The following is a 15757-nucleotide window of genomic DNA, read 5'->3' on the forward strand; positions in this document are numbered from 1 at the left end:
CAGTTAAAAATCAAATGAATCAATAAGATGATGTGCTTTTGAATCTGATCGAATTATCGTGGGTTGGCGCCGTAGCGAGGACTCACATGTTTCTTTTTTTGTTTTCAGAGAAGATCGGGAAATTGTGAGTCTGATCTCATTCAGCTTGTTGTGACAAGGTGGTCTGCTGTCGGGCAACCTTGCCCAACTGTTGGCGGGAGGGCTTGAGATTGCCGCCGAGATCGGGCCAGGGGTGCCACTGGTCGGGCACCATAAAGCCGGGCAGGGTGCTGCGGATCCAGGCTGCCAGCTCGGGGTAGGGAACCGGTTCGCCGTGCCAGTCGATAAAGGCGGCGGGGCGTTGCCCCCACTCATCGCTCGGCACCGGCACTACCAGCGCCTGGGCCACGGCGGGATGATCCACCAGTCGCTGCTCTATGGTCTCGGGTTGGATATTCTCCCCGCCCGAGATAAAGAGGTTGTCGAGTCGCCCCTCCACCAGCAGTTCCCCTGCCGCACTGAACCGCCCCTTGTCGCGGGTATGAAACCAGCCTTCGCCATCGAGGGGCAGATCCAGCATGCCATCTCGGTAGTAACCGGCAAACAGGGTGGCGCCGCGCACGCAGATCTCCTGCTCCCTGATGCACACCTCCCGCCCCGGCAGCGGTTTGCCAACCACGCCCGCATCACCGGGCACAGCGGTGCAGACCTGGCTGCCCATCTCGGAGAGGCCATAGCTCACCTTGGGTTCGAGCCCCATGGCGCAGAGGCGACTCACCAGCGGTTGCGGAATGGCGGCGCCACCGAGCAGCAGTTCGCGCAGGCGGGTGCGAGCGGGGTCAAAGCCCTCTGCCAGCAGGCGCCAGAGTTGGGTCGGTACCAACGAGAGGTGAGTGATGGGCTGGCACTCCAGCCGCTCTTTGAGGGGCCGCTCACGCTGATCCAGCACCAGCGTGGCGCCCGCCAGAAAGACCCGAAACAGGATGGCGTAGCCGCCGACATGGAACAGCGGCAGGGAGAGCAGCCAGCCGCACTCCTCATCGAGGGGAATGAGGGTGGCAGAGCCGCGCGCCGAGGCAAGGTGGTTGCACAGCCGGTGCACCACCGCTTTCGGCGTGCCGCTGGAGCCGGAGGTGAGGATCATGTTGTTGAGCTGGGTCGATTCAAGCGGCCACGCTTCCTCGCTTGCTGGCAGCTCGCGCGCGAAGTCGAGCTGCAAGGGTTGCCAGTTGCCTGCCGGGATATCCCCTGCCGACCAGAAGGCATCGGCATCGAGTTGCACCGCCAGCTCGCGTTGTTTTTCAACGGGAAAGGCGGGATTGAGCGGGCAGAACACCACGCCGCTGCGCACGCAGGCCCAGGCCAGCAGCACATCTTCCTGCGCACCGCGCACCACCGCCGCCAGATGAGCGCCACGGTGCACCCCGGCACGTTCCAACTGCTGGCACAGGCTGTTGAGGTGGGCATCGAGCTGGCGGTAACTGAGGGAGGAGGCTGCGTGGATGGCAATGCGGTCCGGGGTGGTGATTGCCCGGTGGCGTACCGGGCAAGGCGTCTGTTCGGATGAGCGGGAGGGGTCAATCACAGTAATACAGTTGCTCCAGTCGGCTCAGATCCGGTTTGCCATCTTCCCCCAGCAGATTGCCTGCCATCCAGCGGCGGGTATCCAGCCCCGGCGCCTGTTCCGGTGCCCACTCGCCTGCCAGATGAAAGAGCTGGTTCAGGCCCAGATCTGATTCGAAGCAGGAGGAGATGATCACCTTGAGCCGCAGTTCGTGGGCGCGGGCGATCAGCGCTTCGCAGTTGGCCAAGGATCCGAGCAGGGTGGGTTTGAGCACCAGCGCGCGCAGTTGCGGGATCGGCTCCCACGGCTTGCCTTGCGCCAGCAGCTCGTCCAGCGCCACTGGCATGCCGGTGCGGTTGGCGACAAAGGCGATGTCGGCAAAATCGGCGCAGGGGTCTTCCAGATACTCGATGCGGTTCGGGTCGAGATGCCCGCAGAAGGTCCACGCCTCCTCGCGGGTCCAGCCCTGGTTGGCATCCAGCACCAGCTTGAGGGAGGGGAGGCGATCGCACAGCAGGCGGATCAGCGCCAGCTCGTCACGCATCGGGTAGCGTGCCACCTTCAGCTTGGCCTTGTTGGGGGTGCGGTGCAGCCAGGCTTTCCAGTTACGCAGCAGCTCCTGGGGGGAGCCTTGAATGAGGGGATAGGGCTCCGGCAGCGGGTTGCGCTGCTCGGGCCATTTCCGGCGTGCGCAGTCGAGGCCAAATTGCACCGACGGCAGCACGGGGTTCGGGGTGTCGCCAGCGGCCAGGGCCGCCAGCGTGGCAAGGGCTTCCGCCTCTGCCTGTTGCAGGCTCTCTTTTGAGAAGCCGGGCAGGGGGGCAATTTCTCCCCAGCCGTCGTTGATGCGCACCAATAGCCCCTCTCGCGCCACCTCCACCTTGCCGTGAAAGGTCAGTGGCTGGGTAAAAGGCAGTTGATAGCGATACAGGGCTAGTGTCATCAGGGGTTCCGCTTGTATTTGGAGAAGTCGGGGCGACGCTTTTCGTTGAAGGCGTTGCGGCCTTCCTGACCCTCTTCGGTCATGTAGAACAGCATGGTGGCATTGCCAGCCAGCTCCTGCAAGCCCGCCTGACCATCACAGTCAGCGTTGAGGGCCGCTTTCAGGCAGCGCAGCGCCATCGGGCTGTTTTGCAGCATTTCGCGGCACCAGCGCACGGTTTCGCGCTCCAGTTCGGCCAACGGCACGACTGTGTTGACCAGACCCATGTCGAGGGCTTGGCTAGCATCGTACATGCGGCAGAGGAACCAGATTTCGCGGGCTTTCTTCTGGCCGACGATGCGGGCCATGTAGGAAGCACCCCAACCGCCGTCGAAGGAGCCGACTTTCGGGCCGGTCTGGCCAAACTGGGCGTTATCGGCGGCGATGGTCAGGTCACACATCATGTGCAGCACGTGGCCGCCACCGACGGCGTAACCGGCCACCATGGCGACCACAGGTTTCGGGCAGGTGCGGATGTCGCGCTGGAAGTCGAGCACGTTGAGGTGGTGAGTCCCCTCGTCATCGCGGTATCCACCGTAGTCGCCACGGATCTTCTGGTCGCCGCCAGCGCAGAAGGCTTTCTCGCCAAAACCGGTGAGGATGATGGTGCCGATATGGTCGTCATAACGGGCATCGGCCAGCGCCTGCAGCATCTCTTTGACGGTGCGGGGACGGAAGGCGTTGCGAACCTGGGGACGGTTGATGGTGATCTTGGCAATGCCATCGCCGGACTTGTGATAGAGGATGTCCTCGTAACCGGCGGAGCAATCCTGCCATTCAACAGGAGCGTACAGTTCAGCTTCCGTCATTGCCTCAATCATGGTTTTTTCCTTCTGATCTGGGAGAGTGCAGTTGAGCACCGAGTTGAACAATTCCGGCATGCGGAACGGGTGCGTACAGTTCCGCTTCTGTCATTGCTTCAATCATGACTCGTCTCTTCTTGTTGGTTGACCCACTCCGCGAGGAGTCGGGCAAAGGGTTCAGGCTGATGGGCGTGCAGGTTATGGCCGCCATCCAGCACCAAGTGGTTGATTTTGCGATGTTGGTTCGCCAGCTGGCAAGCCAGCTGATGGAATTTGTGATCCTGCTTGCCGCTCACATAAGTGACCGGCAACTGGCACTGCATGAGCCAAGAGGCGAGATCCGGCTGCTTGCCGAGCGAGGTGGCACGCAGCATGGCGGCGATGGCGCTGCCGTTATTGCCAAGGCGTTTGGCGATCTGGCGAGCGCGGGCTGCCTCGTCGAGATCAGCAAACACCCCTTGCCGGTACCAGTCTGCCAGCACCTCGGCCAGGGGCTCGCGCTCGAAGCGCTGGGCCCACTGTTCATCGTGCTGGATGCGGGCGGCCCGTTCACTGGCCGGTAGCCCCGGGTGGCAGTTCTCCAGCAGCAGCCCCCGCAGTCCGGCGGGCTCGCGGCTGGCGTGATAGAGGGCCAGTCGCCCCCCCAGCGAGTAACCCGCCAGCAGATAGCGTTCAATGTTGCGGCTGGCCAGCTCATCCATAAGCCATTGGTGGCTCTGTTCAAAACCATCGACGCTCAGAGCGCTATGGCTGCCGTGACCCGGCAGATCGAGGGCAATGCAGTGGATGGCGGGCAGCCGGTCGATCACCGGCTGCCAGTCGCCGCTCTCCCCCAGCAGGCCGTGCAGCAGCACCAGCGGCACCTTGGCATCCTTATTTGCCACGGATGGCGGCCCCCAGCGCCTTGAGATCATCGGCTACCTGCTCGCTCGGTACCCGGATCTCGATCAAGGTAATGCCATCTTTGAGGGCGGCGCGGTAATCGCGTTCGAACTCGGCCAGAGTGGTCGGCGCGCGATAGCTGAGGCCAAACATGGCGGCGGCATGTGCAAAACTGAGGCCGTGGGGCAGCCGGTAGTAGCTCTCCAGCAGCTCCCCTTCGGTGGGCACCGGCAACATGCGGAAGATGCTGCCGCCATCGTTGTTGAGCAGGAGCACCACCAGCGGTCGGCTCGCCTTGCTGAGCAGGGCAAGGCTGTTGAGATCGTGCAGGGCGCTGAGATCCCCAAGCAGCAGGGTGGTGGGCTCATTGCTGCCTGGTTCGACCGATTGGGCAAACCCGTAGGCGGTGGCGATCAGGCCATCGATGCCGGAGGCGCCGCGGTTGGTCATCACCCGGCTCGGCCCCTTGCCCGTTTCGCCGAGCATATCCATCAGTCGGGCCGGCATGCTGTTGCCGACAAACAGTTGCCCTTCGATCAGGCGGTTTAGGCGATGGCAGACCCCGAGTTCCGAGAAGTGCTCGCAGGCAGCGGCGATCTGCTGGCTGGCGTTGTGTTGCAGCTCGGCCAATGTGTGCCAAGGGGCTTGTGTGGTGACCGGATGGGCCGCAGCAAAGGCGCTGGCACTACAGAGCAGCCGGTTGCGCAGCCGGTAGTCGGGATCGAGCCGCGCCGGTTGCGGATCCACCAGCCAGTAATCCTGCCATGAATGGTGCTTGATGAACTGGCCAAGCCGCTTGGAGAGAAGCCGCGCGCCAAATTGCAGCAGCACCTCGGCGCGGCCCAGCTCGGCGACGAATTCAGGGTCGTTGAGCGCCATATCCATATGGATGAGGTTGCGGCTATCGAAGCGGATCTGGCTCTGCAGATCCGCCAGCAACGGCCAGCCGAGTTGCTCTGCCAGTTCGACGACCACCTGTGCCTGTTCGGGGTCAGTGATCCTGCCGGCGACAATAATGCCGCGCTGTTGGCGAAAGGTTTCCCACTCCGCCTGAGGTGGGCTGCTCGGCTCGTTTTGCTGCCACGGGCTCCATGGCTTGTGCGAGCCGAGCCAGTCGCCGAGGGGGGCCAGATAGTCGGAGAAATCCTGATAGTGCTCGCCCGGATAGAGGGGCTCGGGGTACATGCAGTTGAAGTGCACCACCCCGGGGGTGAGCGCCTGTTTGGCCAGCGCCTGATCCACCGAGCTCAGTACAAACGCCGCCGGAATGGTCGGGGTGGGGCTCGGCAGGTTCTGCTGATAGACGGGGTAGCGGCCGAAGATCCCCTGCTGGTCGATCGCCTGATTGGCGCCGTTGTCGATAAGCTCGTGAGGGCGATCGGCGGAGAGAATAATCAGCGGCACGCCGGTGAGCTGGGCTTCTGCCACGGCGGGCCAGAGGTTGGCCACTGCGGTGCCGGAGGTCATGATCACCGCCACCGGCCGGTTGCTCCCCTTGGCCAGCCCCAGCGCCATAAAGCCGAGACCGCGCTCGTCAAAGTGCAGGTGACGGCGAAAGCCTTGATGCGCCGCGGCCGCCATGGTCAGCGGCGCGGAGCGGGAGCCGGGGGCCAGCGCGATGTCGCGTACCCCGAGGCGAAAGAGCTCCTCCAGCAAGAGGGAGGACCAGACGTGGTTGAAGGTGGCGTGCTGGCTCGAAAACGGGGAGCTGGCAAACTCTTCGCTGGCAGGCTCTTGATGGGTCGGCATAGGGGCTCTCGCGGGTTGAAAAGGGTAAATGACTATCCCAGCAGGGAGAGCACATTGGCGATCTTGTTGTCGAGTTCGGCCCACTCGGCGACAGGCTCGGAACCGGCGACAATGCCGGCACCGGCAAACAGGGTGACGCTGCCCGGCTGAATGCGGGCGCTGCGAATGGCGACCGAGAACTCGGAGGTCTCCCGGCTCAGCATGCCGCAGGCACCAGCGTACCAGCCCCGATCATAGGGCTCGAACTCACGAATGAACGCCAGTGCCGCCTCGCGCGGCGCACCGCCCACCGCTGGAGTGGGGTGGAGGGCGTCGAGCAGCTGCCAGTCGCAGACGCCGGGCTTGAGCTCGGCTTCGATATCGCACTTGAGGTGTTGCAGCAGCCGCAGTTTGAGAATGCGCGGCTCGGTCAGGGTGGCATCGTGGGCCAGCGGTGCTAGACGGCTGAGGATGTCGGCGTGCACCAGCCGGTTCTCCAGCCGGTTCTTGTTGTCGGCCAGCAGCTCGGCGGCCAGTTGGGCATCAACCTCTTCATCGCCGGAGCGGCGGATAGTGCCCGCCAGCGCCTCGGTAAAGAGGTGGCTCCCTTCCCGGCGGTAGAGCCGCTCGGGGGAGCAGGCGATAAAGGCCTGCTCGGGGGAGAATTGAAAACCGAAGTGGAAGCAGTCCTGCGCGTGGCGGGCCCACTGGTCGAGCATGGCCCAGGGATTGATATCTGCATCATGGTTCGGACTGGTCAGCACGCTCTCCCGCGACAGCACCACCTTGGGGGTGTGCGCCTGAAAATCGGGGGCGGTGACCCGCTTCACCAGCGTCTGCCACTGGGCGGGGCCGGGGCAATCCTGTCGCTGCCAGGGTTGCTTTTGCAGGGCGGGCAGCGGGGCTTCCGGGCGCAGGGCATCGAGGGCCGCTTCGGCCGCCTGCAGTTCGGCCGCGAGGTTGTCGTCATCCAGCCAGAGGTTGAGGCAGAGGCTGACGCACTCGCCACGGCGCACCAGCTCGATGCGGGGCAGCACGAAACGGCAGGGGCCAAACCCTTGCCAGCCTGATTGGGCCGGATCGAACGCCAGTCCGCCATAGTAGCGGGGGCTATCGTCGTGATGCTGGCTGGCCGCGTTGGCGCACACCCGTTTGATGGCGTGTGGCTCGGTCAGCTCATGGATCGCGCCCAACGCGACATATTCTGGACGATCCTGGCCACGGGCCTGCCAGTAGATGCGGGGATAGAGGGTTTGCGCCGCGAGCCAGCCCAGAAAGGAGCGGATTTCGATCGCCACTCGCAACCGTACGAAGCCGCTGACGTTGCTGTGACGCAGGGCGTCCAGTTGTTGCTTGATATGGGTCTGAGCCAACATGGATTCTTTTCTGAGCCGGATAGTAACGACTGATCCTGCAGTGATGGGTGCCGGGTTGCACCGATCTTTATGTAGGTTTCAGTGGGTTTATGCCAAAGGGCGAGGATTTCCTATATATTATCCGTCCATTCGTCCATGTAAATCGCCCGAGGGTGTTTCACTCTCTGGGGCCAAGTATACCCAAATCCGGTTCGATAACCCTTAACACGATCAATATCCGATTGTTTGGCCATCACAATATGACAAATACCTTCTCTGTTTGGTTGCTGGCGGCGCGTTTGCGAACACTGCCACTGGCCTGCTCTTCCATCCTGCTGGGCGCGGGACTGGCTGCCAGTCGTGGTGCCTTCGATGGCACCATCATGGTGCTCTCGCTGCTGACCGCCATTCTGCTGCAGATCCTCTCCAATCTGGCTAACGATTACGGCGATGCGGTCTCCGGCGCCGACAATGGCGATCGGATTGGCCCGCAGCGCGCCGTGGTCTCCGGCCTTATTACCCAAAAGCAGATGCGGGTAGCGATGGCGCTCACCGCGCTGGCGGCGGTGGCCAGCGGCCTGCTGCTGCTGGGTTGCGCCTTCGGTGGTCAGTGGCTGCAGATCCTGGCATTTGTGGTGCTGGGTGGAGCAGCCATCGTCGCGGCGGTGACCTATACCGTGGGCAAGACCCCTTACGGCTATCGCGGGTTCGGCGATATTTCGGTGTTTCTGTTCTTCGGTCTGCTGGGGGTGCTCGGCTCCTACTACCTCTTCACCAAGACGCTGGAGTGGGATCTGCTGTTGCCTGCCACCGCCTGTGGCCTGCTGGCCACCGCCGTGCTCAATATCAACAATGTGCGGGATATCGAGACCGACGCCGCCTGCGGCAAGATCACCCTGGCGGTGCGCCTTGGCCGCAACCGCGCCATCGCCTATCACTGGGTGCTGCTGGGGGCGGCGCTGTTAACAACCATCGCCTTTATCCTGACCCAGCCCGCCAGCTTCTGGCCGTGGATCTTCCTGCCTGCCATGAAGCCCCTCAGCGATGCGGCCAAGACCCTGCGCGAGAGCTTTGATGGTGAGGTGTTGACTGGCGCCCTCAAGAAGACCGCCATCAGCGCGTTTCTGTTCAGCCTGCTGCTCTCCATCGGCTTGGCGCTCTCTTGATGAGCTGGCTGCTTGTGGTTATGTGAAACGGGCTCCCGAGGTGGGAGCCCTTTTGTGTGGCGACAAGACGTGTTGGCACTTAATCTGTCAGATAGGAGCACCACCATGCGGGCATCACTCAAACAGAAAATTATTCAGGTCTGCCAGCAAAAAATCGCTCAGAAGGGGGAGACGGTCGGGCTCTCTTTTTATGCCTTCTTTGCCAATCGCAATGACGATCCCGATTTGCTGATGGAGGCGGCCACCTGGTGGATCCAGATCCACAAGCTCGATCACTTCGAGAAGGCCAAGAAAATTCTCCTGCTGGTCGAGCAGGAGTGAAAGCCGGTTGCAATGAAACGCAATAAAACACAGAGGGCTCCCACGCGGGAGCCCTCTGTGTTGGTGGTGGATGCTGCTATCGACTAGCTGGCGCGCGCCACCTTGAGGGTGCGGCGAGAGAAGATCAGGGTATCCAGCAGCCAGATGGCAACCATAGAGGCACCCACCAGCGGGAAGGCGATCCCCAGCAGGATCAGCAGGGCGATGGCACCGCGCATCGGCGGGAGTGTTGCGGGCAGCGGCGGCGCGGCGAGACGTCCCTGCGGACGGCGGCACCACCAGATCCACAGGCCGCTCACGGCGCTGGCCAGCACCATCAGGCAGATGATCAGCATGGCGAGCTGATGGGGCCAGCCGTAGAGCTTGCCCATGTGCAGCATGACGCCGCTCTCCACCGTCTTGGCGACCGGGCCGTAATCCTGCCAGCGCACATCGGCCAGCACCTTGCCGCTGTATTGATCGATATGCAGGGTGGCGTCGTTGCGCGGATCGTCGGCAAACAGGGCTATGGTGTAGACGCCGGTGTCACCCACCGGCGGGGTGATGCTGTAACCCGGTTTGACTCCCCGTTCACTGGCGGTCTCGACCACCTGTTGCAGCGCAATACGCTGGCTCGCCATCACCATTCCCTCATGCTCGCCGTGGTTCATGGCGCCGTGATCGTGATCTTTGTTAGCTGGCTGCGAGCTGGGCATGGGGGTGTTTTCCACCGCCCAGGGGACGGTCTGCTCATGAGCCTGATTCAGGCTGCGGGCCAGCGGCGCCGATTTGGGCACCTCGTTCCACATGGCGGCGGGGAAGCGGTTCCAGACCGCGGCAAACTGATCGCCCCAGAAACCGGTCCAGGTCATGCCGCTCAGCAGCAACAGCAGCAGGAAACCGGCACCCCAGAAGCCGACCACTGCATGCAGATCTCGCCACCAGAGCCGTCCGCGCAGGCTTATTCTGGGCCAGAGGATGCCGCCCACCCCGGGCCCCTTGCGTGGCCACCAGAGGTAGAGACCGCTTAGCAGCAGCACCAGCCCCCAGCCTGCCGCCAGTTCGATCAGCCGATCCCCCGTGGTGCCGAGCAGCAGGTCGGCGTGCAGGGAGCGGGCCACCGCTTGCAGATTCCACTTGTTGTCCATGGTGCCGAGCAGGGCGCCGCTGGCGGGATCCATAAACAGGGTCAGTTCCTGTTCGCCCCGATTGATGATGAACTGGGCGCTCTGATCGGGAGCGGCAGGGGGCAGGTATTTACGCAGGCTGGCATCGGGCATGGTCATCATCGCCTTGGCCAGCAGCTGGTCGGCACTCAGGGTCTGGCTGGCGGGGGCGACCTTCATCAGCTCGGGGTACATCAGGTTATCGAGCTGGGGTTTGAACAGGTAGACGATCCCGGTCAGTGACAGCAGGATCAGGAAAGGGGCGACAAAGAGACCGGCGTAGAAGTGCCAGCGCCAGATCCGTTGGTAATGACTCGAGTCCCTGTTTTTCATTGCGCATCCTTGTTGGTGTGCCAAACCTTTCGGCTGGTGGAATGTTTGTGGCGGCGCGGATAATAGCAGTAACTTTTTATTAACTGCAATCACACATTTTGTTGAGGCTGATCCGGTACGGAATGGTGACAGTATGAAGGTATGAGAAGGCGTTAGTGGCTAGCCAGATGAGGCGTCCGGTCTTCATCGGTAAAGGTTTTTCACTGGACTTTTCTTTATAAATTATTACCTTATGATAACAATTTGCAGGCAGTTGCAGCGCAAGGGAGCAGGGATGCAGCCACATGGGCAATTCGAGATGGTGCGCCGGGGGCAGATGCTGATCTGCCGGCCAAATGGCGCCTTTAATCTGGCAGGCGCCATGGCCTATGAGGCTGACTTTTGCGAGGAATTGGTCGAGCTGGTCGGCCTGCCTTGGGGGATCGTGGAGGTAGCGACCGAGTTCGAAGCTGCCGGACCCGAGGTGCTGGCCCGTTTTCGTCGCCAGTTTGGTTGGTGCGCCAGCAGTGGCTGCCGGTTTCTGGCGGTGGTGCTAGAGGGTGGTTTCAAACGCTATCTGGCAGATAACCTCTTCAGGGATCTGCCATTCAGGGCGGTGCGTTATTTCGAACAGGAGGCGGCAGCGATCCACTGGCTGGAACAGCAGCTCACCACGGATCCCTGCGATATCACAGTGGCAGGGCTTACGCCAAGTTGATAAACCACTTGTCCCGCTCATCCACACAGTCGGGCTCACCCATCTCGAATTCACGGCAGATCAGCGGTCGCACCTCGTAGATGCTGCACATCATGGCGGGGAGTGCGATCGAGCGCCCGGGTCACGCCAGCGTGATAAACCACTTGTCCCGTTCATCCACACAGTCGGGCTCACCCATCTCGAATTCACGGCAGATCAGCGGCCGTACTTCATAAATGCGGCACATCATAGTGTTGCGATCTAGCGCGGCACACCAGCCATCTTCCAGCCGGTGCATCACCGGCACCTGACCTTCGATATCATCGACGTAGCGATCCGGCACGCCGGTATCAGTAAACAGCATCACTTCAAGGCGACAGCAGCAGGCCTCGCAATTCTGGCAGCTGACCTCGACTGGGGTTTGTTGGTTCATCTATGTTGTCCATGCCATGGAATAGCACATTTTTGATAAAAAACAGGCGCCTGCAAAGGCGCCCGTATTGCGGTCAACCGTGAGTCGGGCAGCCAGGCTACCCATCCTCAGGTTTAGCCCAGTTTGCGGGCGCGGTAGGTGCGCCCCTTGATTTTGCCTTCTTGCAGCCGCTTGAGGGCGGCACTCGCCACACTACATTTGACCGCGACGTAGGAGTACTGCTCGGAGATCTGGATCTTGCCGACATCGGCGCCGGCAATGCCGCCTTCACCGGTCAGGGCACCCAGAATGTCACCGGCCCGCACCTTGGTTTTGCGGCCCGCATCGATGGAGAGGGTCACCATCTGTGGCGCAATCGGCTTGATATCACGGCCAATCAGCGCGAGGTCGCCCTGCGGCATCGGGGCTTGCTGGTACTCTTCGATGAAGTTGACGCGCTGGGCTTCGTTCGGCTGATAGAGGCTCAGGGCCAGACCCTGCTGGCCAGCACGACCGGTACGACCGATGCGATGGACATGGATCTCCGGGTCATAGGTCAGCTCGTAGTTGATGACGGCGCCCAGCTCTTTGATGTCGAGGCCGCGGGCTGCCACGTCGGTGGCCACCAGAATGGTGGCACTGCCGTTGGCAAAGCGCACCAGTACCTGATCCCGCTCGCGCTGTTCCAGATCGCCGTTCAGTGCCAGCGCCGAGAAACCCTTGGCGGCCAGATGGTCAGCCACGTCGTTACAGGCGCGCTTGGTGTTGCAGAACACCACGCAGGAGGCTGGCTGATAGTGGCTCAGCAACCAGGTGAGGGCGTCGAGGCGCTCGCCAAATGGCACTTCATAGAGCTTCTGTTCGATGGCGCTCCCTTCATGGAGAGACTCGACACTCACCTCAACCGGATTGCGCTGCACACCGCGGCTCATCTGGGCGATCCCTTCCGGGTAGGTAGCGGAGAACAGCAGGGTCTGGCGCTGTTGGGGTGCATAGCTGATGACCCGGTTGATCTCTTCGCCAAAGCCCATATCCAGCATGCGATCTGCTTCGTCCAGCACCAGAGTTTTAAGGCCAGACAACTCCAGGGTGCCTTGCTCCAGATGCTTGAGGATGCGGCCCGGGGTACCGACGGCGATGTGGGCGCCAAAGCCCAAGGTGGCCGATTGGGGCGCAGTCTGGGTGCCGCCGCACAGGGTCACCAGCTTGACGTTGGGCAGGGCGCGGGCCAGCCGACGGATCTCCTGCGCGACCTGATCTGCCAGTTCGCGAGTCGGACAGAGCACCAGCGCCTGCACTTCGAGACGATGGACGTTGAGCTGGGCCAGCAGGCCCAGACCGAAGGCGGCGGTCTTGCCGCTACCGGTTTTAGCCTTGGCGATCAGGTCTTTGCCATCGAGCACCAGGGGCAGACTCTGGGCCTGGATCGGTGTCATCTGCAGATAACCCAGGCTGATGAGGTTCTCTTGCAGGGCGGGGGAGAGATTGAGGCTGCTAAATTCGCTGTTGTTCACAAAAAGACTCTATTTCGAAGAAAACGGGGATGCGCGCGAGCGCTAAGGCCGCGCATCATACCAGAATGTGGCAGTGGATGTGGCGGAAATTTGAACGGTTGACCATGGGGCGAGCATGCAGGGTTCATTTGTTGCCAAACAGAGCGCGGGCAATAACTGAAAATGCGATAAGGACTATTTTTCAAACACCCATCTAATTATTTATTGCGGATAAACGTTTTCCATTTTCGGTATTTCAATATAATTGCTTAAAAATATTCTACGAGCAGCCGTGACGCCACAGGGGATGTTGCGAAAATGCTGATCGAATATGTTAAAAAACATAAAAACGGCGCCATTATTGTATAACTTGATGTTTTAAATGGATTTTTGTTATCCATGTTGTGCGATTAATATCAGTTCATTGCGTAATTAATTTAAAAACGTTTGTATTATCCTGTATGCATATTATTGAGCGGGATTGTGATGGCTATCTGATTTTTAAATGTGCAAATGTCTATGATGGCGCCGGTCAAAAATTACAATTTACTCAGGTGCTACAGGTATGGAATACGTTCACTTTGTGCTCGGACTGGTCATGGTCCTCGCTCTCTCTCTGCTGGCTAACCGCCACAACTGGAAACAGATCAAGCTGCGTTATATCGGCCAACTGTTGGTGGTCGAACTGGCGCTGGCCTGGTTCATGCTGAACTCTGAAGTGGGTCTGGCGGTGGTGGGGGGCTTCGCGGCTGGCTTCACCAAGTTGATGGAGTTTGCCAAACAGGGTACCGACTTCGTGTTCGGTGGCCTGGTCAACGAAGGGGCCTTCTCCTTCTTCCTGATGGTGCTGATGCCCATCGTCTTCATCTCGGTGCTGATCGGGATTCTGCAGTACATCCGTCTGCTGCCTATTGTCATTCGTGGCATCGGTACCGTGCTGGCCAAGATCAACGGCATGGGTAAGCTGGAGTCTTTCAATGCCATCAGCTCGATGATCGTCGGCCAGTCCGAGAACTTCATCGCCCTGAAAAATACCCTGCCGCACCTGAACGAGAAGCAGATGTACACCCTGGCGGCGACGGCGATGTCTACCGTTTCCATGTCCATCGTCGGTGCCTACATGCAGCTGATCGAGCCACGCTATGTGGTCGCGGCACTGGTGCTCAACATGTTCAGTACCTTCATCGTGCTGTCACTGATCAACCCGTACGAGCCGGATAACTCGGTGACCGACCTGAAAGCCATTACCAAAGGTGACGAGCAGCATACGCCGAAGAAAGAGAATTTCTTCGAGATGCTGGGCGAGTACATCATGGCCGGTTTCACCGTTGCGGTTATCGTGGGGGCCATGCTGGTCGGCTTTATCGCGTTGATTGCGCTGGTTAACTACCTGTTCGAGATGGCGTTTGGCGTCAACTTCCAGTTCGTGATGGGCTACCTCTTCTACCCAATCGCCTGGATCCTGGGGATCCCGAGTGGTGAAGCGCTGCAAGCGGGCTCCATCATGGCGACCAAGCTGGTAACCAACGAGTTCGTGGCCATGATGGATCTGGGCAAGGTTGCTGCCGAGCTCTCGCCGCGTACCGTCGGTATCCTCTCCATCTTCATGGTGTCGTTCGCCAACTTCAGCTCCATCGGCATCATCGCCGGTGCGGTAAAGGCGCTGAACGAAGAGAAGGGCAACATGGTTTCCCGCTTCGGTCTGAAGCTGGTTTACGGCTCTACCCTGGTCAGCCTGCTCTCTGCGGTTATCGCCGGCATCATGATCTAATCCGCTAGTGGCATCACCACTGGCAGGCCCCGGACTCTGGTTCGGGGCCTTTTTTGTCTCTGTGTTATATCAACCAGCCGCACCACCAGCCCGCAACCAGCAGGGTGAGGGTGCAAAAGCCGGTTTCCAGCGGGCCACCGCTTTTGAGCGGCCAGCCCGGCAGCCGGAAGCGGCGCTTGATGGGCCACAGCAGCGGAATGCCCGCCGGGGTGAGCCAGTCCCCCAGCAGATGACTGAGGTAGCCGACGATCAGCGCATCTTTGACCCCGATAGGCACAGAGCCGGCAGGCAAGCTCTGGTTTAGTCCCCAGATGGCGATGGCCACCGCTAGCAGACTGTGGGTGAAGCCGCGATGGCCACACAGTCGCGACAGGGGTTTCGAGATCCACGGCAGTCGTTGTCCCAGCACCGATTTGGGATGATCGAGGTCGGGCAGCAGGGCGCTGGCCAAGGCGGCAGGAATGGTCTGCCACAGGCTGGCATCGGCCAGGGCCGGGGTGAGCTGGAGTTTGTGGGCGAGCAGGGCGCAGGTAACAGAGAAGAGCAGGTGCCCTTGGGCGGTCATGATGGTTACTGTGTGGAGAAAGGGCGGCGCATCTTATCAGGCCGCTGGCGTTGGTCAGCTGTTATTTTAAAAATCAGGATGTTACGGCGAAAAAGCACCCAGCAAGGGCGCCTTTAGGGTCTGATTATAGTTTGCCTTTGACCAACCACTTGTCGAGGGCATTGGCGAAGCATTGCTTGTCGGCAGAGTTGAAGGGGGCGGGGCCGCCGGTCTGCACCCCGGCCGAACGCAGCTCCTCCATGAAGTTGCGCATCCCGAGCCGCGCTTTGATGGTCTCGCGGGTGTAGATTTCGCCGCGGGGATTGAGCGCCTCGCCACCGGCGTCGATCACCCAGGAGGCGAGGGGGATATCGCCGGTGATCACCAGATCGCCGAGTTGCACCTGCTGGGCGATGACATGATCTGCCACATCGAATCCCTTCTCCACCTGCTGGGTCTTGATATAGGGAGAGGGGGGAACCCGCAAGCCCTGATTGGCCACCAGCGTGGTGACGACCTGGGCGCGGTGGGCGGCGCGGTAGAGGATCTCCTTGACCGGAATGGGGCAGGCATCGGCATCAACCCAGATGGGCATGGCATGGT

15 protein-coding genes and 1 pseudogene are annotated in these 15757 nt (G+C 60.9%); 4 read left to right on the plus strand and 12 right to left on the minus strand.

All coding sequences use genetic code 11. The annotated features are described in order from the left end of the window. Window positions 1-136: 136 nt before the first annotated feature. The 6 genes from ACY8FN_RS06260 to ACY8FN_RS06285 form a co-directional block, all read right to left on the minus strand. Window positions 137-1564 (minus strand): AMP-binding protein, encoded by a 1428-nt coding sequence (locus tag ACY8FN_RS06260; protein WP_463099497.1) that lies wholly within the window; start codon window positions 1562-1564, stop codon window positions 137-139. Continuing rightward, entirely contained in the window at window positions 1557-2486 is a 930-nt protein-coding gene (gene menC / locus ACY8FN_RS06265; RefSeq protein ID WP_139729935.1) for an o-succinylbenzoate synthase, read from the minus strand. The genes ACY8FN_RS06260 and menC overlap by 8 nt, the downstream gene beginning before the upstream one ends. Next, complete coding sequence (gene menB, locus ACY8FN_RS06270) at window positions 2486-3346, minus strand: 1,4-dihydroxy-2-naphthoyl-CoA synthase (RefSeq protein WP_139729934.1); 861 nt, start codon at window positions 3344-3346, stop codon at window positions 2486-2488. The genes menC and menB overlap by 1 nt, the downstream gene beginning before the upstream one ends. A gap of 98 nt (window positions 3347-3444) precedes the next feature. Next, the gene (menH, locus tag ACY8FN_RS06275) at window positions 3445-4242 is read right to left on the minus strand and encodes a 2-succinyl-6-hydroxy-2,4-cyclohexadiene-1-carboxylate synthase (RefSeq protein ID WP_463099498.1); all 798 of its coding nucleotides are present in this window, start codon (window positions 4240-4242) and stop codon (window positions 3445-3447) included. Further along, window positions 4202-5959 (minus strand): 2-succinyl-5-enolpyruvyl-6-hydroxy-3-cyclohexene-1-carboxylic-acid synthase, encoded by a 1758-nt coding sequence (menD, locus tag ACY8FN_RS06280; protein WP_463099499.1) that lies wholly within the window; start codon window positions 5957-5959, stop codon window positions 4202-4204. Before menD ends, menH begins: the two co-directional genes overlap by 41 nt. A 32-nt stretch (window positions 5960-5991) precedes the next feature. Continuing rightward, window positions 5992-7314 (minus strand): isochorismate synthase, encoded by a 1323-nt coding sequence (locus tag ACY8FN_RS06285; RefSeq protein ID WP_463099500.1) that lies wholly within the window; start codon window positions 7312-7314, stop codon window positions 5992-5994. A 239-nt stretch (window positions 7315-7553) separates the two neighbouring features. Here ACY8FN_RS06285 and ACY8FN_RS06290 point away from each other — a divergent pair, with 239 nt between their 5' ends. After that, window positions 7554-8459, plus strand: a complete 906-nt coding sequence (locus ACY8FN_RS06290; protein WP_463099501.1) for a 1,4-dihydroxy-2-naphthoate polyprenyltransferase — start codon at window positions 7554-7556, stop codon at window positions 8457-8459. Window positions 8460-8564: 105 nt separating this feature from the next. Next, window positions 8565-8780, plus strand: coding sequence for a DUF6500 family protein (locus ACY8FN_RS06295; RefSeq protein WP_463099502.1), 216 nt, complete (start codon window positions 8565-8567; stop codon window positions 8778-8780). Window positions 8781-8863: 83 nt separating this feature from the next. On the opposite strand, the gene ACY8FN_RS06300 is transcribed toward ACY8FN_RS06295, so the two are convergent. Next, on the minus strand, window positions 8864-10258 hold the full coding sequence (locus tag ACY8FN_RS06300) for a PepSY-associated TM helix domain-containing protein (protein WP_463099503.1): 1395 nt from the start codon (window positions 10256-10258) through the stop codon (window positions 8864-8866). A 274-nt stretch (window positions 10259-10532) separates the two neighbouring features. Here ACY8FN_RS06300 and ACY8FN_RS06305 point away from each other — a divergent pair, with 274 nt between their 5' ends. Continuing rightward, the gene (locus ACY8FN_RS06305; RefSeq protein WP_101315852.1) at window positions 10533-10955 is read left to right on the plus strand and encodes a hypothetical protein; all 423 of its coding nucleotides are present in this window, start codon (window positions 10533-10535) and stop codon (window positions 10953-10955) included. On the opposite strand, the pseudogene ACY8FN_RS06310 reads toward ACY8FN_RS06305, so the two are convergent. From ACY8FN_RS06310 to dbpA, 3 genes and pseudogenes are all read right to left on the minus strand, one after another. Next, window positions 10942-11049: pseudogene (locus tag ACY8FN_RS06310) on the minus strand (YkgJ family cysteine cluster protein); the annotation flags it as partial. The gene ACY8FN_RS06305 and the pseudogene ACY8FN_RS06310 overlap by 14 nt on opposite strands. A 27-nt stretch (window positions 11050-11076) precedes the next feature. Continuing rightward, window positions 11077-11367, minus strand: a complete 291-nt coding sequence (locus tag ACY8FN_RS06315) for a YkgJ family cysteine cluster protein (protein WP_042023074.1) — start codon at window positions 11365-11367, stop codon at window positions 11077-11079. A 113-nt stretch (window positions 11368-11480) separates the two neighbouring features. Further along, on the minus strand, window positions 11481-12860 hold the full coding sequence (gene dbpA / locus ACY8FN_RS06320; RefSeq protein WP_042023073.1) for an ATP-dependent RNA helicase DbpA: 1380 nt from the start codon (window positions 12858-12860) through the stop codon (window positions 11481-11483). 544 nt (window positions 12861-13404) lie between these two features. Here dbpA and ACY8FN_RS06325 point away from each other — a divergent pair. Continuing rightward, window positions 13405-14610 (plus strand): NupC/NupG family nucleoside CNT transporter, encoded by a 1206-nt coding sequence (locus ACY8FN_RS06325; protein WP_101315850.1) that lies wholly within the window; start codon window positions 13405-13407, stop codon window positions 14608-14610. Between the two features lie 64 nt (window positions 14611-14674). On the opposite strand, the gene ACY8FN_RS06330 is transcribed toward ACY8FN_RS06325, so the two are convergent. Then, entirely contained in the window at window positions 14675-15175 is a 501-nt protein-coding gene (locus ACY8FN_RS06330; protein WP_101315848.1) for a metal-dependent hydrolase, read from the minus strand. Between the two features lie 124 nt (window positions 15176-15299). After that, the gene (locus ACY8FN_RS06335) at window positions 15300-15749 is read right to left on the minus strand and encodes a YaiI/YqxD family protein (protein ID WP_463099504.1); all 450 of its coding nucleotides are present in this window, start codon (window positions 15747-15749) and stop codon (window positions 15300-15302) included. Window positions 15750-15757 lie beyond the last annotated feature (8 nt).

It is taken from the genome of Aeromonas sp. 160P (assembly GCF_055193095.1).

Bases quoted from the DNA above. Each gene is read 5' to 3' on its own strand.
- menC (WP_139729935.1), bottom strand. From the start codon at position 2,486: ATGACACTAGCCCTGTATCGCTATCAACTGCCTTTTACCCAGCCACTG.
- menB (WP_139729934.1), bottom strand. From the start codon at position 3,346: ATGATTGAGGCAATGACGGAAGCTGAACTGTACGCTCCTGTTGAATGG.
- menH (WP_463099498.1), bottom strand. From the start codon at position 4,242: ATGATCTCAAGGCGCTGGGGGCCGCCATCCGTGGCAAATAAGGATGCC.
- menD (WP_463099499.1), bottom strand. From the start codon at position 5,959: ATGCCGACCCATCAAGAGCCTGCCAGCGAAGAGTTTGCCAGCTCCCCG.
- ACY8FN_RS06285 (WP_463099500.1), bottom strand. From the start codon at position 7,314: ATGTTGGCTCAGACCCATATCAAGCAACAACTGGACGCCCTGCGTCAC.
- ACY8FN_RS06290 (WP_463099501.1), top strand. From the start codon at position 7,554: ATGACAAATACCTTCTCTGTTTGGTTGCTGGCGGCGCGTTTGCGAACA.
- ACY8FN_RS06295 (WP_463099502.1), top strand. From the start codon at position 8,565: ATGCGGGCATCACTCAAACAGAAAATTATTCAGGTCTGCCAGCAAAAA.
- ACY8FN_RS06300 (WP_463099503.1), bottom strand. From the start codon at position 10,258: ATGAAAAACAGGGACTCGAGTCATTACCAACGGATCTGGCGCTGGCAC.
- ACY8FN_RS06305 (WP_101315852.1), top strand. From the start codon at position 10,533: ATGCAGCCACATGGGCAATTCGAGATGGTGCGCCGGGGGCAGATGCTG.
- ACY8FN_RS06315 (WP_042023074.1), bottom strand. From the start codon at position 11,367: ATGAACCAACAAACCCCAGTCGAGGTCAGCTGCCAGAATTGCGAGGCC.
- ACY8FN_RS06325 (WP_101315850.1), top strand. From the start codon at position 13,405: ATGGAATACGTTCACTTTGTGCTCGGACTGGTCATGGTCCTCGCTCTC.
- ACY8FN_RS06330 (WP_101315848.1), bottom strand. From the start codon at position 15,175: ATGACCGCCCAAGGGCACCTGCTCTTCTCTGTTACCTGCGCCCTGCTC.
- ACY8FN_RS06335 (WP_463099504.1), bottom strand. From the start codon at position 15,749: ATGCCCATCTGGGTTGATGCCGATGCCTGCCCCATTCCGGTCAAGGAG.